Annotated in this window: 13 protein-coding genes and 5 pseudogenes; 8 read left to right on the top strand and 10 right to left on the bottom strand. The window is 59.1% G+C overall.

Annotated features, from left to right (window positions below; translation table 11 throughout):
* Positions 1 to 47: 47 nt before the first annotated feature.
* A complete protein-coding gene (gene xacR / locus LPA46_RS08205; RefSeq protein WP_230892102.1) occupies positions 48 to 803 on the bottom strand; it encodes an HTH-type transcriptional regulator XacR in 756 nt (251 codons plus the stop codon).
* 141 nt (positions 804 to 944) lie between these two features.
* Between xacR and LPA46_RS08200 the strand changes: the two are divergent.
* Positions 945 to 1,205, top strand: a pseudogene (locus tag LPA46_RS08200) (MATE family efflux transporter); the annotation flags it as partial.
* Positions 1,206 to 1,353: 148 nt separating this feature from the next.
* Here LPA46_RS08200 and LPA46_RS08195 read toward each other — a convergent pair.
* Entirely contained in the window at positions 1,354 to 2,868 is a 1,515-nt protein-coding gene (locus tag LPA46_RS08195; RefSeq protein ID WP_230892101.1) for a phosphoenolpyruvate carboxykinase (ATP), read from the bottom strand.
* A 257-nt stretch (positions 2,869 to 3,125) separates the two neighbouring features.
* A pseudogene (locus LPA46_RS08190) lies at positions 3,126 to 3,762 on the bottom strand (IS6 family transposase).
* A gap of 100 nt (positions 3,763 to 3,862) precedes the next feature.
* Here LPA46_RS08190 and LPA46_RS19095 point away from each other — a divergent pair.
* Positions 3,863 to 4,504: pseudogene (locus tag LPA46_RS19095) on the top strand (DUF7260 family protein); the annotation flags it as partial.
* A gap of 39 nt (positions 4,505 to 4,543) precedes the next feature.
* Here LPA46_RS19095 and LPA46_RS08180 read toward each other — a convergent pair.
* Positions 4,544 to 5,014, bottom strand: coding sequence for an FKBP-type peptidyl-prolyl cis-trans isomerase (locus LPA46_RS08180; RefSeq protein ID WP_230892099.1), 471 nt, complete (start codon positions 5,012 to 5,014; stop codon positions 4,544 to 4,546).
* A 227-nt stretch (positions 5,015 to 5,241) separates the two neighbouring features.
* Here LPA46_RS08180 and LPA46_RS08175 point away from each other — a divergent pair, with 227 nt between their 5' ends.
* Together LPA46_RS08175 and LPA46_RS08170 are read left to right on the top strand one after the other, a co-directional pair.
* On the top strand, positions 5,242 to 5,529 hold the full coding sequence (locus LPA46_RS08175) for a hypothetical protein (protein ID WP_230892098.1): 288 nt from the start codon (positions 5,242 to 5,244) through the stop codon (positions 5,527 to 5,529).
* 258 nt (positions 5,530 to 5,787) lie between these two features.
* Positions 5,788 to 6,460: pseudogene (locus LPA46_RS08170) on the top strand (IS6 family transposase).
* 233 nt (positions 6,461 to 6,693) lie between these two features.
* Here LPA46_RS08170 and LPA46_RS08165 read toward each other — a convergent pair.
* From LPA46_RS08165 to LPA46_RS08150, 4 genes and pseudogenes are all read right to left on the bottom strand, one after another.
* Positions 6,694 to 6,936, bottom strand: coding sequence for a MarR family transcriptional regulator (locus LPA46_RS08165; protein WP_230892097.1), 243 nt, complete (start codon positions 6,934 to 6,936; stop codon positions 6,694 to 6,696).
* 178 nt (positions 6,937 to 7,114) lie between these two features.
* Positions 7,115 to 7,750, bottom strand: coding sequence for an RraA family protein (locus tag LPA46_RS08160; RefSeq protein ID WP_230892096.1), 636 nt, complete (start codon positions 7,748 to 7,750; stop codon positions 7,115 to 7,117).
* Between the two features lie 161 nt (positions 7,751 to 7,911).
* Positions 7,912 to 8,727, bottom strand: a pseudogene (locus LPA46_RS08155) (multicopper oxidase domain-containing protein); the annotation flags it as partial.
* A 97-nt stretch (positions 8,728 to 8,824) separates the two neighbouring features.
* Positions 8,825 to 9,664: a transposase gene (locus LPA46_RS08150; RefSeq protein ID WP_230892095.1), complete on the bottom strand. Its 840-nt coding sequence runs from the start codon at positions 9,662 to 9,664 to the stop codon at positions 8,825 to 8,827.
* Between the two features lie 2 nt (positions 9,665 to 9,666).
* Here LPA46_RS08150 and LPA46_RS08145 point away from each other — a divergent pair, with 2 nt between their 5' ends.
* The 4 genes from LPA46_RS08145 to LPA46_RS08130 all read left to right on the top strand — a co-directional run bounded on the left by LPA46_RS08145 (position 9,667) and on the right by LPA46_RS08130 (position 12,970).
* Positions 9,667 to 9,927, top strand: a complete 261-nt coding sequence (locus tag LPA46_RS08145; protein WP_230892094.1) for a hypothetical protein — start codon at positions 9,667 to 9,669, stop codon at positions 9,925 to 9,927.
* Positions 9,928 to 10,374: 447 nt separating this feature from the next.
* The gene (locus LPA46_RS08140) at positions 10,375 to 11,178 is read left to right on the top strand and encodes a halocyanin domain-containing protein (protein ID WP_230892093.1); all 804 of its coding nucleotides are present in this window, start codon (positions 10,375 to 10,377) and stop codon (positions 11,176 to 11,178) included.
* Positions 11,179 to 11,288: 110 nt separating this feature from the next.
* Entirely contained in the window at positions 11,289 to 12,278 is a 990-nt protein-coding gene (locus LPA46_RS08135; RefSeq protein ID WP_230892092.1) for a WD40/YVTN/BNR-like repeat-containing protein, read from the top strand.
* A gap of 173 nt (positions 12,279 to 12,451) precedes the next feature.
* A complete protein-coding gene (locus tag LPA46_RS08130) occupies positions 12,452 to 12,970 on the top strand; it encodes a TrmB family transcriptional regulator (RefSeq protein WP_230892091.1) in 519 nt (172 codons plus the stop codon).
* Between the two features lie 62 nt (positions 12,971 to 13,032).
* On the opposite strand, the gene LPA46_RS08125 is transcribed toward LPA46_RS08130, so the two are convergent.
* Together LPA46_RS08125 and LPA46_RS08120 are read right to left on the bottom strand one after the other, a co-directional pair.
* Positions 13,033 to 14,700: an aldehyde ferredoxin oxidoreductase family protein gene (locus LPA46_RS08125; protein WP_230892090.1), complete on the bottom strand. Its 1,668-nt coding sequence runs from the start codon at positions 14,698 to 14,700 to the stop codon at positions 13,033 to 13,035.
* Positions 14,701 to 14,884: 184 nt separating this feature from the next.
* Positions 14,885 to 16,135, bottom strand: a complete 1,251-nt coding sequence (locus LPA46_RS08120; RefSeq protein ID WP_230892089.1) for an RNA-guided endonuclease InsQ/TnpB family protein — start codon at positions 16,133 to 16,135, stop codon at positions 14,885 to 14,887.
* Positions 16,136 to 16,257: the final 122 nt, after the last annotated feature.

Raw genomic sequence — 16,257 nt, 5'->3', positions numbered from 1 at the left:
GCGTCGAGAGCGGCCACTCGGTGCTGCGTTGAGCCCGGCAAGAGCCGTCAGTAGTTGATGTTGAGTTCGACGACGTTCGCCGCGCTGAGCACGCGCTCCGGGAGCTCCCCCTGGAGGTCCTCGTCGCTGACGCGGCTCGCGGGCGCCGAGACGCTGATGGCGCCGAGGACCTCGTCCGAGGAGTCCTTGACCGGCGCCGCGATGCAGCGAAGCCCCTCGAGGCGTTCACCGTCGTCGATCGCGTATCCGCGGTCACGGACGCCGTCCAAGGCCTCGAACAGCTCCTCGCGGGACTCGATGCTCCGGGGCGTCTTCCGTTCGAGGCCGCGCTGCTCGATAATCTCCTTGACGCGGGACTCGGGCAGGTGCGCGAGGATGGCCTTCCCGAGCCCCGTCGTGTGGAGGGGCGTCCGGAGCCCCGCGTACGTGTCGAGGTCAACGGCCTCCTCGCCCTTCGACCGCATCAGGTAGACGCCCATCCCCTGCTCCTCGACGAGCAGGTTCGCGAGCTCGCCGGTCTCGTTCGCGAGTGCCTTCACCTCGGGCTCGGCGACCTGGTAGAACTCCATGGACTTCCGGGTGGCGCCTCCGACTTCGAGGAACTTCAGGCCGAGCTGGTACTTGTCGCCGGTCTTGAGGACGTAGCCGTGCTTCTGGAGCGTCGTGAGGTGGTTGTGAACTGCGCTCTTGCCCATGTCGAGCCCCTCCGTCAGCTCCGTCACACCGCAGGGGCCTTGGTCCATCACCTCCTCGACCAGCGCGAGGGTCTTCTCGGTCGTCCGCACCGGATGTTTGGCGTCCATGTTAATTACTCACCACCTACGACGGCTAAAGCGTTCTGGATTGGAGAACGAACTGCTGGGCCCTGTTACTCTGTATCATTTTTGTGCCCGCTTGAAGCCACCCACTATGGACCGAGACAGCGCGGCCCAGCCAGCTGCCGCATCACGAGCACGGCCGCAGGCGCCCTCGACGCGACCGGCGACACGAACTGGCCGTTCTACAGCCGCGCAATCGGCATGTTTGGGCTCGCCATCCCACTGGTCTACCTCGGCGCGACGACGCCGCTGGGCCTCATCGGAATTCGCCTCTCGTTCCTCGCAGAGAGCGTGCCCGGCTCCGCCATCAACTACTATCGGTTCCACTCCGGGAAGTGGAAAGCTATCAGCCGCGGCTACCGCCCGGAAGCCGCTACCGACGACTGAGAGCTCCGGGACTCACGCTCCGAGACACGGCGCCGACTGACCGTCAAGAATACTGCGCCGAGCAGGAAGCGAGAAGACAGCCGATGAAAATCGATACCAGCCGCGCTGCCGCCCATGACGGTAGAAATTGAGTCGAAATAGACAGACGTCAGTACGTCGCGTCGCGGATGTCGTCGTTGAGGTCGTTGAACTGGTCGAGGTAGGTCAGGCGTTCCTCGCGTAGTTCCGCCTGCACAGCCTCGAAGTCCTGGACGCGGTCCGGCACGCTGAACTGTTCGACGTCGATGCCAGGCACGTCACTCGGCACGGTGAGGTCGAGCGTCTCGTCGTAGGTCCAGTCGATGCTGCCGCGGGCGACGCCTTCGAGGATGGAGACGGTTTCCTCGACACCGACGTCGGCGGGGTCGTCGGTGCCGACGGCGCCGGTGTTAATGACGTAGCACTCGACATCGAGATTCGCGATGAGGTCGCGGAAGCGATTGCCCTCTTCTCCCTCAGAGCCCACAATAAAGGGATTCGTGCCGACGACGCGAATCGATTCACCTGCTTTAGATGGGTCGCCGGCGCTCGTCTCGATGGATTCGCCGAGCATGAACGCGACGGCGGCTTGCTCGGTGCTGAGGCGAGCGACCGGCGGCATCAGCGGATTTCGTGTGATGAAGAATACCTGGTCGACGCTCTCGAGGTCGATGCCGTCCGCGGAGCTTTCGAGGTGGTCGCGCCGGACGACGGCGCGGGCGTTGCGGCCGTAGCGCGGTTCGTCGAAGTGAACGGACCCATCCTCGTCGACGGCGACGTTTTCGAGGACTGCGCTGTCGTTGGTCGCGGCGCTGTAGAGTTCGGGCTGCTCGTCGCCGTCGAGGCCAATCGTCTTGATGTAAAGGCCGCCGCCCTCGCTGCCGGCAACAGTACCCGACGGAAGCAGTGCGCAGACGTCGTCTTGAATCATTTCGACGCCTTCGGGGTCGTCGAGCCACAATCCGTGACTGGTCAGCGTCGACTTACCCGTCCCAGAGAGGCCGAGGAAGAGCTGGCCGACTTCCCGTTTGCCGGCTTCGTCGTTGAGGGTGACGCGTTTGCTGCCGACGTGGAGGCCGAGCCCGCCCTGTTCTTTCGCGCGCAGCATGAACAACCGGAGGAACGACTTCTTCGCCTCACCAGTGTAGTCGCTGCCGAGGACCGTCGTCACACCCGCTTCGGGGTGGATGCGAATCTTCGGTTCTTTGGTCGCGTCGGGGAGCTGAACGGTGACGAAGTCGGGCTCTCTATCCTCGGCCGGTTCGAGGAGTTTCGCCCACGACAGCGCAATGCGGCCGTACTCCTTCGGCAGATACAGTCGGCAGACGTACGAGGAATCGGGGTGGCGGCCGACCACGCGGTCGACACAGACGATGTCGTTGCTGGGATCGGTCACCCAGTTGAGGCCCTCCTCGAAGACCGCGAGGTCGTCGGCGTCGAAGTCAGCGTTGACGGCATTCTCGGTTCGATCGGCGCTGCGCGAGCGGTACTCGCTGACGTACGACGGTGCACCGTATTCGGTCGTCGTCTCCAGCCGCGAGGAGAACTCGCGAAGCGCGTCCAGCGACGGGTTGTACGTGACGTGGTCGGCTGTCTCCGGGTCCGGATACTCTGTCGGATTCGGGACGCTTTTGAGCCCTTCCATTTTGCATCGTAGTCGGCGAGAAAGTCTAATAAGGCTGTTGAAGATGGGGACGGCGGCAAAAAATATTGTTTCGAATTCCGGTAGGCTCTCCCTGCGACACGGTAGCGAGTTTCGACAGTAGATTTTTGTGGCGCGTCAATAAATATCACACATATGAGGAATACGAGCAGCGAACGGAACCCACAGTACTTCGTGCATTCCCTCCAGCAACGTCCTTGCGCCGCTGTCGGGGCTGCGCGCCTTGTCGACGGTAGTGTTCAGATAAGCTGATTCCATGCGAAGGCGAACGATTTCAACCACTCGTCAACAGTTTCTGCTTCGGCGTTGCTAAAACAGTTTGAGAAACAGAGAGTACGTCGTTTTACCTCTCTAAATATACGTTCGACGCCATTCCGATTTCCGTGGCGTTCGTATCTGAAATCGAGGCCGTGACGAGAGCATGCGTCTTGGAGCGGAGCTGCTCCATCAACGAGAAACACGGCGTCATCGACGTCGTGTTTCTCGCGCAGTTCAGTGAAGAACGCGTGAGCGAAAACGTTTGTTCTCACCGGTTCAAGCTTCGTATGGAGTAAATTGTTTGACTCAGGATCGACAGCAGCGTACAGCCAATATCGTTCGTTATTGAGCCGGATCACGGTTTCGTCGACCGCAATGTGATCCGGGATTTTGACCCTTCTCCGGATGTAGATCTGCCTTGGGAACCCAGTTATGAACGGTTGAACGTGCTCGCTCAACACCGAATATCTCAAGAATAGAAACGGTATTCAAAAGTGATAGTCCAGCAAGATGGAGCTGAATACCGAGCTTCATCAACAGACGCGGTGTTGCTTCTCGCTCCACAAACCCTAACTCGATCTGGTCAAGACAACCGTAGAGGCTAGCGTTTTCGGTCATGGACACACGGAAAACGCTACGCCTCACCTTTCAATCCTTATCTGAACACCGCCCTTGTCGACCGGGAACGCACTGAAGTGCATGTCGAACGGAGGCATTCGAGGAATTTCGCGAGCGCCTAGCCGGCATTGACCCGGCGCCGTCGACGCCACCGGACCGGGCGACACGGATTACTGATCGTACGTCCACGACTGGCCGAGTCGACCGCGTCCGCACCACCTACCGCGAAGCTGTCCTGCGCACGCCCTACTACGACAACACGTACAACGAACCGCTCGTCGAGAACTTCGCCAACGAGTTCGGCGCGGCGATCGCTGACGGCATCCGTCCCAGATCGTCAGTGTCGTTCACCGTACTGTACAAGCATGCGCTCACAGTAAAGGCGACGCGGGTCATCCGCAGACGCGAGGACTTCCTCGACACCCTCGACGGCGAAGCGCGGTCACTCGAAACGGCGCGAGCGGACCTTTCAGCGGTCTTCGACGCACCTGACACGACAATCATCCCCGAGTGATATCGTGAATCGTTCACCGAACAACTTGATGCCGTCGCGCAACGCCGCCAGCAGACGGTTCGAAAGCGTGACTCCGTTCCTCATTTCGACGAGTACTCCCTGTGTGTGTATCTCAACGACGACGAACCGTGGACGTATCCAGTGTTGACAGCGGTCGCGCGTACGCGAGAAGCAGTTAGCCTCGACCACTCAACCAATCCCGGAACGACGAACTCCGCCCGTAGCTAGCTCCGACTTCGGAGACGGAGCTCTATCGAATCTCGGCGTCTAGCTGACGTCGAGAATCTCGACGTCGAACATCAGTGCTTTGCCGGCGAGTTCGTGGTTGAAGTCCACGCGCGTCGCCTCGTCGTCGACGTGGACGATTTCTCCCTGTCGGCCGTTCTGCGCTTCGAGGTAGCCGCCCTCTTCGGGGGTTTGGCCACCAATCATCGCTTCGAGTTCGGCGGTTTCGAACTCCTGGACGTCCGCCTTGTCCCACTTGCCGTACGCTTCCTCCGGCGGGATTTCGATGGTCGCAGCCTCCCCCTCTTCCAACCCGAGCAGCCCGTTCTCCATCCCCTCGATGACTTGGTGGGTACCGATGTCGATTGTCAGCGGTGCGTACTCGCGTTCGAGCTCTGCCTCGGTTAGTCCGGCTTCCTCGGCGACGGCTTCACGCGAGGTGTCGAAGACGGTGCCGTCTTCGAGGCGGCCAGTGTATTCGAACGTCACCGAATCTCCGGTGGTAATCGGCACACCTGTACGAAGCGCTGCAATCTGATAATCTCTGTTATCGGGGGGTAGTCCCGCATAAGATGTCCCGAATTATCATTCAATAAGTTCAGGGATTGAATACAAACGTCGAAGCTATTGTCTCCAAATACGCGGTCTTTGACGACGATGGACGGGAACGTAGATAATGTAGCCATAGTTGGTTGGCGGCGGGCGACGTCGGATTACTGACGGCGCTTAGTATCCGTCAGATGAATCCGAGCGTGGACGTCTCGGTCGTTGACGACTTCCAGCAGGAGATCTCGCAGGTCGGCAAAAGCACGTACCGAGAGGCGGAACTCAAGGTCTTCGCACTCCCAGACTTCTACACGGTCATGCGCAACATGGGCGCTACTTCGGAGTTCTACGAGACGAACGACTTCGAAGTGAGTGACGACGTCGTCGACGAGCGCGACCAACTCTACCGACAGACGAAACGGCAAGTCGGGAACGACCACCTGACTGTCGAGGAACTGTACCGAGGCATTATGGACTTTTAGACCGCCAGCGGCGACGGCGAACTACGTCCAGAATCTATAGATGAACAAGGCGAGCGCCTCCGGGCTTGGCCTTTGAGGAAGTCCACCTGAAAGCGATGTTCGCGGAATACCCTATTGGTGAGAAAGTCAATACTGCTTTTCGAGGAGTTGTCAAGCTAGGTGATAGTACCTATTCTCGCCTATCAACATTTCCGATGATGGCACTGTCTAGTTGAGTTAGTTTGAGAACTGAGCGGGTAATTGAGTTAATCAACCAAGGTGCTCGCAGACCTGCTCAACGAGAGCTATGAACCGGATTTAGAAGAAACTTGGGAGAATGAGCGGACAGCGACGCCACTGGGCGTTCGCCATCCCCCTCCACCAAACCGGTTGTTCGATCAGAGAAACAACAACGATCTTAGCGGAATTAGGCGTTCAACGTTCTCATGGCGCGGTTTGCTGGGTGCATCGTCTAGCTGACAACGCCTGCGACCCGCCTGAGGCGTAGTCGAAGCGGGTCGCCGTCGACGAGACCACTGTCAAGAGTAACGGTGAGTGGTCTTGGCTGTATGCTGCAATCGAAACCGACTAAAGTTGATCCTCGATGTCGCGTTGTTTGGGCGGCATGGCACCGATCCAGCGGCTGCGTTTCTGCAGAAACTCCAAGAGAAACATGATCCCTCGGAGGCTGATCTTCTCGTCGACCAGTTCGACTATCGGACTACCCTTGCTCGATTAGGGTTGAGCGGTCGGGTCAACTACACCGACCGAAACCGTATCGAAAAAGTGGTTTCATACGCTCAAAATGCGGGTCGACCCCTTCCATAATCCGTGGGTGGGCGGTCGGTCCAGCGTCCGAGAGTGGCTTGAACAGTTTATACATTACTACAACCGCCACAGACCGCACCAAACTCTCGATTGGAAAACGCCGATTGAGGACCTCCAGAACTAGACAGCACCCCTTAGTAATTTTATCTTTGCCAGTACCAGTCAGGTATGAAGAAATAATCTCTAAACCGTATATACGCCTGAAGAGGGTTCATTCAGGTCGTTATTCACATATTTGACTATCTGTTCCGCTCTCTGTAGCACGTTCCAACGAAAGTTCCGACATAAACGAGAATGTGACGGACCGAGAGTACCCAACAGTTGTGAGTGTAGCCGTGAACGTCGCGGCGTTGCGAACTAGGCGAGCTTGTATACTTGTTTGCGGGCGTCAGAGAACGAGAAGCGGGATTCAACGATGTCCTTTTGTTCGAGGCGAGTGAGCGCGTACCGGACGGTACGGTCCGGAAGGAGGGTTTCTTCGGCGAGTTCGCTCTGGGTGAGCCACTCGTTGTATTCGAGAACTTTCGCGACGAGTTTTGCGCTTGGTGGAAGATCTTCGAGTGCGTCAATCGTCTCTTCGCCCATGCCAGTTGTGCTCATACCACCATCAATAGAATGCAGCAAGATAATTCCTGTGTTTGCAAAAATACTCGATGATTATTAACGCAGGTTTGATTTGACAACCTCATATCGGTATAAGGACAAAGGAAGCCATGCAAACCTACCGAAATCGACCATCCTCTCAAAAATTGCCGCCAGCGCCCTTGTTCCTACAAAATCACAATCCGGCGACCTCAAAGGCCTCTTCGAGGGACCGTCCCTCCCTAATCAACCGGTCGACTTCTCGTTCCGTCTCGGCGACCGCTTCGGCGGCTGCAGCAACCTCCTCAACGACATCGCGTTCGATTACGACCACGCCAGTGTCGTCACCGACGACCACATCACCCGGCGCGACGAGTGCGCCGCCGACTGTCACTTGCTCGTTTTGTGCCGCTTCTTCGTTGCTGCTGGGCCCCCGCGGCGTTACCCCGCCTGCAAAAATTGGAAAGCCAAGATCTCGGACTTCACCTACGTCCCGTACCGCACCATTCGTCACTAGTCCGCGTACGCCGACTTCTTCCGCATACGTCGAGAGCAACTCGCCCCACACCGCTTCCGCAGTACTGCCGGCATCGACTACGATGAGTTCGTCTTCGTGCGCGGCATCGAGCGTTTGTACCGGCGCCGAAAGCGCCGTCGGGTCGAGCGTCACCGTCCGTACTGGCCCGGCAACCGCGCCATCAATACTGACCGGTTCAATTCCAGTGGCCATCGCCGTGACGTCCTCGTGTTTCGTGTCGGCAATCGCAGCCGTCGAAGACCGCTCCAATCGGTCCAGAACTGTGCTGTCGACTGGTTCAATTGCTTTCGTCATAGCAACCAGATGATTACCACTCCGGAAGATTTCTTCGGTGGCTCACTCCGTTTCCATCTACAAACCGGAGTGTTCGTTTTGGACTAGCGTGGGCCGCGGACTACTGGCACGGAAATAGCCGGAATATTTACCCGAAGCCTCGGAGACGAGCCCGAGGGGGTTCACGCGCTGGGATTGTAGATGGAGTGGTCCTCTGGGCCTTCGGCGGTAACGACTGCCAGCGCGCCTTTGCGGGCGACGCGTGAAAGGGCGTGGTCGACGAGTTTGAAGTCTCCAGGGACGGGGAACGACATCGTCGCGACGCAAGCACTCCCCGGCAGAACGGGCGTCGTCTGTACAAAGCGGCCAGGTTCACTGGCGAGCGCGCCCTGCGCCCAGACCTCGTCCCAGACGCTGCCGATGGCGTGGAAGCTCGAGAACAGGTTCGGGCCACCCACGCCGTAGAACACGCCCGCTATCTCGCCAGTACGCACGTTCATCTCGGCGTAGTTGTCCGGCGTGATAGCGTACTTCTCCCCATTCATCAGCACGTACGTCGGGTCCTCACGAGCCATCCGCCCGAAGTCGAACTCGTGGTCGACCGCAGGGAGCCCTTCCTCAGGTTCGATGAGGATGAGGCCGAACATCCCGCCGGAGATGTGGTAGTCGACGTTTGCGACCGCACAGTGGTAGATGAACGCGCCTGGGTAGGTCACCTTGAATTGGAGGTGTTTTTCCTCGCCGGGGGCGACGTTCGTGTCTTCGGCACCGCCGCCGGGGCCGCGGCAGGCGTGGAAGTCGACGTTGTGGGTCATCGTGCTGTCCTCGTGGTTTCGAATCGTCAGGTCGACTGTGTCGCCGACACGCGTGCGAATGAGCGGACCAGGCACCTGCTCGTTGAAGGTCATATACGTGAACGTGACGCCCGGCTCGACTTCCGCGACGAGTTCTCGCGTCTCCAGCTCTACTTCCACAGTCGCTGGTTTCGAACGCTTGACTTCCTCCCAGGGGTGAAGCCGTGGGATTCCTCCGTGGGTAATCCAACCGGTCGATTACCCCGGCTGTGAACTTACGGGTTCGCTGACGCTGGTTTGGTTACGTGGACGCGACTGTTCCCCGGAAATCCGTGGGTGTCCAGTTGTGTCCGTTCCACTCCCAGTACGCCCCATCACGATTCGGGGAGTTGTTGGGTGCGTCCCTCTGGCGTTCAGCCGCGAGGGCAGCAGGCCGAGCCATCGGCCCATCCACAGACTGCAACAGGTTCCACGCCCCAGCCACATCTGCGTGCGCGTCCATCGCACACTCGTGGCACTTGAAGTCGTCATCTTTCCGGCTTACATCCCTCGAGCCACATTCGGGGCAGAGACTGCTTGAATCCTCCTCGCTCACTGATTCAACCGTGATGCCGACATCCCCGAGCGTGAGCTCGATGCGGTCGAGGAGTTGGCGGTAACTCCAGAACGCGTGCGTTTTCTCGTTGACCGACGCACTCCAGTGCGCGTCAAGCACGTCGGTGAGATCCCCAACGTACACTGTGTCGACGTTGCGTTCCAACAGCCATTCGGCGGCGTGCTTGACGGCAGCATCCCGAGCGTGGTCGCGTTTCCGCCCACGTTCGTCGAATCGGCGTTGAATCCGCCAGCTCGTATACTGACCGTCCGGAAGGTTGGACTGCAACGCGGCAATCTGCTGGGAGTATCGGTGGAACTGCTCGAAGAGCGGGCGAGCGTGATAGACAGCGGTGTCCCCAGTAGAGGTGACGATAGCGAGGGTGTTGTTCGCGCCGACGTCGATGGCTGCCGACTGCGTCGTGTTCTCCGCTTGGAGTGTATGAGTATATGCGTCCAGTCGCTGTTCGCTGAGTTGATCTGGCTGTATGCGAACTGGATGCTTGACACGAAGCGTGTCGGTAGCCTCGTCGTAGACGAGTTCCAACCGTGAGTCGTCACCATCCCACTGGGATTCCCCCGAACTTCGAGGGTGAGGCGTTCTTGATAGTCGAAGTCGTAGCGGTCCTTGAGGACGTCGCCGACGCCGAACTCCAGGGTACTCCGATCCTCGTTCCAGTCGAGGGTGTAGAGATCGTTGCGGACGAGTCCGTGCAGCTCGTAGCCATCGTCGCGATTCCCCCAGTATCCGGGTGGACTGGGTTTCTCGGTGACTGCCGGGTCATCGGAGTGATACTGGTCGAGGAGTGAGAAGAACGACCGCCACGCCTCTGAATTTTTGCGGGTGAGTTGCTGGCAGGCGGCCTTCCCGAGAATAGGGGTGTACTCAGCGTAGAGGTCGTCGTAGTCGACATCCCGCACGTCGCTATTCTGGTCGAAGTAGGCGTGGCGGCGTCGATACGTGAGTTGATTCCACAAGGGCGCGTGCGCAGACAACCAATCGAACAAGCACTGCCGATACCGGTCGGTGACCGGCTCTGCGGTGTACTCGTTCGTGCGCTGTGGCCGCCCGCTCACATCGACAATAGTGGGGAGAGAATTGTGTAAGCGTTTGGATTACGGGATGGCGTTGTCTGGTGGTTTGCGTAGTGTTGTGTCGGCTTCATCCCACGGCTGAAGCCGTGGGCTTTCGCCTTGCACTACTGTAATCGGCGCTGGGATGTCACGGGGATCCGCAGCGATACGGTCGACGTCGGTGTGGACGGGAACGGTGGTGGCTTCGCGTTCGGCCCAGCAGCGGTCCGTATCGACCCTGGAACTCGAGTCGTTTGGAAGTGGACCGGGGCCGGCGGCATGCATAACGTGTCGGCAACCGACGACGCCTACGAGAGCGAACTCGTCGACGCCGCGGGTGAAACCTTCGAACAGGTATTCGATACCGAGGGCGTCTCACGATATGTTTGTGTCCCACACGAAGTTATGGGCATGAAAGGAGCCATCATCGTCGGTGATGTCGATATCGGCGCGGAGGCTGCTGACCCGCAGTACGTCACTCGAGAGCCCGACTACGGTGGATGGTTCGACGGCGTTGCAGGATTCGATGGTACAGTGGACTTCCGCGGTCGTGAAGAAGTACGTGTCAGATTCTCCACCGGTGAAGGCGGCACACCTAGGTTCTCACCAGCGGCGGTTCACGTCGACCCTGGAACGCGAGTAATATGGGAGTGGCATAGCGGATCCAAACACAGCATCGCAGCAGACGACGACAGCTACGCCAGCCCCACCAAGGCAAGCGGGACATGGGGGCTCACCTTCGACGGTACAGGGATCAGCAAATACGCCAGCGCGACGGCTAGCGACACGATGCGGGGTGTCATAATCGTCGGCGATGTCTTCGGGAGCATCCACGAGATATCGACGACCCAACTCGGCGTCCTCGGCGGCCTCGGGGCAGCACTGCTGTCACCGCTGGCGTTTGCCGCCTTCCTCTGGTCACGGCGTCCGGACGAACGGCCCGACCTAAACAACCCCAAACCACGGCGGCCCAGACCACGAACTTGAGAAACCCCACAGACTGCATCCCCGCAAAGCCGGGGTTGTGAACAAGAGCGCCGGCGATCGAAGAAGCGGCCACAGAACACTTTTCGCTACGTCGGCAAACCCCATGTGACATGCCCGACCGTACCCGCCGCACGTTCCTTCGTCTGACGGGTGTGGCGGTTGCCCCGACAGCACTCAGTCGAAGCACCGCACAGTCACAAACGCACGAAGATGGTTGGGAAGCCGTCGATACGCCGACACAGCGGACGCTACACGACGTCACTCGGACCGATGCAGGGACGTTCGCGGTCGGTGCTGGCGGCGTCGTTCTCGAACGAACTGAGGACGGTTGGACGCTCGTCACCGAATCCGGACCAGCAGGAAACGGGAACAATCTCTCGAGTGCCACGACTACACAGAACGGAGAGCGCCTCTGGGTCGCTGGTGCCAGTGGAACAGTCGCCGAATACGACCCGTCGACAGAATCGTTCACCTCACGGAATGCTCCCGACGACGTGACGAACACGTTCACCGATATCGCCATTACTGGGTCTGCGGGGGACGCAACCAGCTACCTCGTCGATGCATCCGGGAAAATCCACATCTCCGAACAGAACGGCGAACCTGGCACGTGGACGCACACGACCCCTGGGAGTGGGGCAGAAATCTCTGCCGTGGCCATGTCTGGCTCGACCGGCTTCCTCGTCGACCAGAACGGCTCGATATTCAAGACAACCGACGGCGAAACGTGGGCCGAAGTTGACACACCTTCGTTCGACGAGACACTCACCGACATTTCGATGCGGAGTTCCGAGACTGTCGTGCTCGTGGGGTCAGGTGGAACGGTCGTCATTGGGTCGGACGGCGAGTGGGAGCAAGAATCAGCGGCGAATACAGCGCTAAACGACGTCGAAGTTGAGGCGTGTGGCTGCGTCCATGCAGTCGGCGCGAGCGGGACAATCCTACATCGGACGGGCTACGACACACCGCCGCTCCGGACGCTTGCGCGCTGGTTCGACTTGTGGACCCAAACCTGGCCCACTGGCCAAAACCTCCACGCGATCGCACTCGGCCACCCACACATCGCAGTCGGAGCGAGTGGAACAATACTCGAACGCTAGACGTAGTTGGACTCCACAGTAGGTGACCCCTCCCTCGCAGGAAGATAGATTTGACGCCCCAACCAAAGATAAGAGTGCAAACATCCAACTATCTTCTTGTATAGTATGGTAGTTGAAACTATTATTCCTAAAGGAAAACGTATATTCCACTAACTACGCTTACGCTGGATAAGATGGAAATAGAATTGACTAGGCGGCAGACGGCTGTCCTCGAAGTAGTCGTCGACCAGTACCGTGCGTCGGAGTCTGCTGTAACAGCCGAAGAAATCGGGGACTCTGTGGATCGTCACTCTGGGACAATCCGGAAGGAAACCCAGAGTTTGCAGGCACTCGATTTAATCGAAGGCATCACCGGACCGAGAGGCGGGTACAAACCGACTGTCGAGGCATATCGGTTCCTCGACCGCCAGTCGTTCGACACAGCCGAGGATTTGACGCTCGCACACGACTACACCCGTATCGACGTCACCGTCGCCGAAATCGACTTCAATAGCGTCAATCACCCCGACCAGTGCCACGCGCAGGTGACGTTTCGCGAACCAATCGACGGCTTTGACGTCGGTGACCCAATTCTCATCGGGCCGACGCCAAACTCCGAGCTCGTCGTCGGCGGAGAAATCACGACTATCGACCATCAGACAAACGAACTCCAGCTCTCCGTGTCCCAACTCGAAGCACCACTAACCACCTGACCACCCACCCTCCACTGTCGTGACAGCAGACGACGTCGGGTCTGTAGCGCGATACGAATCCGCTAGTCCGACTGCGCGACGGCAGAGACCGTGCCGTCCTGTTGCCAGCCGCGGGCGTCGTAGTAGGCGTCAAGGGCATCCTCGAAGCCGGGAAGTTGGTCCTCGTAGGGGAGGCGGTCGTCGTTGCGGTCGAGGCCGCGCTGGTTGTTGAAGTGGCGCTCCAAGGTGACGACGCGGCTGCCGACGTCCAGTAGTTCTTCGAAGTCCGCGCCGAACAGCATCTCGTAGCGCTCGGGGCTCATGTAGTCCCGAGAGAACTTGCAGACGACGCCGCTGTCGTTGAGCGCCATCAGGTTCTCGCGTTCGACGAGTCGCTGGGCTTTCCCATCGAACCCTTCGGGCGCCATCGCCTCGTCGTCGGGGACGAGTGGGTACTCCACGGAGTAGAACGTGGCGTACATGTGGTCGGCGCCGCGGTTCGAGACGGCGTACGAGAGGCCCTGCCCGTGGAGAATACGGCCTTCATGGGCCGCGAAGTCCATATTCTTGACCGACCAATTGTCGACGCCGAGGTCGTCGTGAATGCGACCGATCCCCTCCGCAAGTTCGTCACCGACACCCTCGCGGTGAGCGATCTGTTCGACGAGGTCCCAGACAAGTTCCTCGTTGCCGAACTCGTCGTTCGCCGCGAGGTACGCCGCAATCGTGTTCCCCGCGGAGATGGCGTCGAGGCCGTAGTCGTCGCAGAGTTGGTTGGATTTCATCACGTCGACGATGTCGTCAACGCCGGAGTTGGAGCCGAATGCCATCGCGACCTCGAATTCTGGGCCTTCTGTTTCGACGCCGCGTGCTTCGTCTCGGGTTGGGAGTTTGCAGGCGAACGCGCAGGCTGAACAGGTTCCTTTCTTGTATTTTTTCTCGGCGACGGCGTCGCCGTTGATGCCTTCGACGCCCTCGAAGGACTGCTCGGAGAAGTAGTAGGAGGGGAGGCCGTTCATCTCGTTGGCGAGGTCCATCACGGAGACGGTCCCCTGTTCTTTCATGATGTGGTCGTCAGTAGCAGCCTCGCGATGAATCTCCATCTGGCCGGCGGGCACGTCAATATCCGGGCGTGAGTCGCCGTCGAAGGTGAGGGCTTTCACGTTCTTCGAGCCGAGGACGGCACCGAGTCCACCACGACCGAACGCGCGCTCCTCGGTCGTCATGATGGAGGCGAACCGGACCTGGTTTTCGCCGGCCGGGCCGATGCAGGCGACGTGTTCGGATTCGAGGCCGTGCTCGTCCTCGATATACGTGCAGGTCTCCGGGACCGTCGCGCCCGCCAAGTCTGGGACTTCTTCGAAGGTAACGCCGTCGTCGCGGACGTGCACGATGACGAGGTCGTCACTTTCGCCGGTGAGTTCGATAGCGCCGTAGCCCGTGTCCGCGAGGTGCCGGGACATGAACCCGCCCGCGTTCGAGGAGAGCAACCCATCAGTCAGCGGGGAGACGGCAGTCGCGTTGATGCGGCCGGTGAAGCTCATGTTCGAGACCTGCATCGGGCCCGTACTGAACACGAGGCGATTCTCTGGCCCGAGTGGGTCCGCGTCGAAGGGCGTCCGGTCGTGGACCAGTTTCGTCCCCACACCACGCCCGCCGATGAACGACTCAAGCACCTCGCTGACGTCCTCTGTGTCCGCTTGCCGCGACGAGAGGTTCACGGAGAGCAGCGGTCCGGTACTGTGTAACATTACCTACAGGGGGAGCGCGGGGCCTATTAATTGTTTTCAGGAACTCAATCCCCATCACGAGACGTTGGCCCACCGGAACGCTTGCATCAAAACCACTATCATCGGACTACCTGTAGCCGCGTGTGACATCCTCCCCGCCGTAAACGGCGGGGCTTCCCGTGCCGCAGGTGGGATATTTACTGGTCTACGACACGGCCTGTTCTCTCGTTTTGAACGTCCCGCTGTCGCGGTCGAACAACTGTGTCGAGGGCTGTGCCACACAGCCGTTACTCCTATCCTCGCCGTGAGGACTCGGAGTTATCTTCTGGCGCATATTCTCCGCCCCATTACAATCCGCGTTCCCGACTAACCCACACGACTGGCAGACGTACAACCCACGTTCGACACGATTCGACTTCGTGTCATCACCACACCGCGAGCACGTTTTGGAGGTATTCCACTCGTTTTCTTTGAGCACCTCAACACCACGAATCTCGCCTTTGTATTCGAGGTACTGGTAGATGCGATCGAACGCCCACGAGTGTAACTTTTTGTTCCCCGTCTTCCCCCAGTCGGATTCTCGCACGTCTTCAGGCCAGCTCACTGCGAGCGTCCCAATATCGCGCTCGACACACTCCGTGATGATGGTGTCCGTTAGCGTATGGTAGAAGTGTGTCTCTCGTTCTGTGAGTTTCTGTCGTGCCCACATCGACTTCTCCGACGGGCCGTTGTCACCCTCAGTATCGTACTCTGCTCGGGTGAAGTAGTGCTTGTCTTCTTTGAGCGAGTTCCCGGGGTACAGAACGTACGCGTCGGGGAAGGCGACCGTGGCGATGTTCGTGATTCCGAGGTCGATGCCTGCCACTCCGTCACCTACCGAGTCGTTAGTTTCGAGTTCGACTTTGCAGACGAAGTGCAGTTCCCAGTCGTCGCCGTTCCAGACCGCACGAACGTTCTGCACCCGATTGACTTCTGAGAGGTCAACGTCTGGGCGCGTCTGGTACTCGCAGAGCAGGAAGTCCGAGAAATGCTCTTTGAGGTTTGATCCTTTCGAGAGTCGGACCCGGTTGTGTTCGGGGTCGTGTTTGAACCCGTCTTCTTTGAACGTCACCGTACTCTTGGGCCGGGTGTCGCCATGTTTGCGGTAGCCGGGTGGATTCGCCTCGTCGAACTTGTGTCGCAGGTCGAACCAGGAGTGGAAAGCGTCAGAAAGTTCTTCGATGACTTTCTGACTGGATTGTGCATTCAGGTCTTTCCAGCACGACTGGTTTTTCATGTACGCTTTCAGCACGTCCTCGTCTGGGATTTCGCCAGTCTCATCCCAGATGCGGTCGGCTGTCCAGCGTGCGACATTCCAGATTTTCGAGGCAGAGTCTCCGAGCGAGTCAAGGCCATCGCAGACCTGCCGGTGGTTTTGGATGGAACCAACGTAGGTGCGCGTGACCTCAATCGCCATACATAGCCTATGTATTCAAATCAACTTAAACGGATGGATTCGCGTTGAATATCCAGCCTGCCATCGACGGTGGTCTGTGTAGGAGTTGCCGGATTCACTCCCGCCTTGAAGGGCGGGATTCT

Source organism: Halobacterium sp. KA-6, from assembly GCF_021029015.1.
Lineage (GTDB): Archaea > Halobacteriota > Halobacteria > Halobacteriales > Halobacteriaceae > Halobacterium.
This window is presented reverse-complemented; position numbering and strand designations above follow the sequence as displayed.

Excerpts from the sequence above, each read along its gene's own strand:
- LPA46_RS08165 (WP_230892097.1), bottom strand. The coding sequence starts at position 6,936 with ATGAGCACAACTGGCATGGGCGAAGAGACGATTGACGCACTCGAAGAT.
- LPA46_RS08175 (WP_230892098.1), top strand. The coding sequence starts at position 5,242 with ATGAATCCGAGCGTGGACGTCTCGGTCGTTGACGACTTCCAGCAGGAG.
- LPA46_RS08120 (WP_230892089.1), bottom strand. The coding sequence starts at position 16,135 with ATGGCGATTGAGGTCACGCGCACCTACGTTGGTTCCATCCAAAACCAC.
- LPA46_RS08135 (WP_230892092.1), top strand. The coding sequence starts at position 11,289 with ATGCCCGACCGTACCCGCCGCACGTTCCTTCGTCTGACGGGTGTGGCG.
- LPA46_RS08130 (WP_230892091.1), top strand. The coding sequence starts at position 12,452 with ATGGAAATAGAATTGACTAGGCGGCAGACGGCTGTCCTCGAAGTAGTC.
- LPA46_RS08195 (WP_230892101.1), bottom strand. The coding sequence starts at position 2,868 with ATGGAAGGGCTCAAAAGCGTCCCGAATCCGACAGAGTATCCGGACCCG.
- LPA46_RS08125 (WP_230892090.1), bottom strand. The coding sequence starts at position 14,700 with ATGTTACACAGTACCGGACCGCTGCTCTCCGTGAACCTCTCGTCGCGG.
- xacR (WP_230892102.1), bottom strand. The coding sequence starts at position 803 with ATGGACGCCAAACATCCGGTGCGGACGACCGAGAAGACCCTCGCGCTG.
- LPA46_RS08160 (WP_230892096.1), bottom strand. The coding sequence starts at position 7,750 with ATGACGAAAGCAATTGAACCAGTCGACAGCACAGTTCTGGACCGATTG.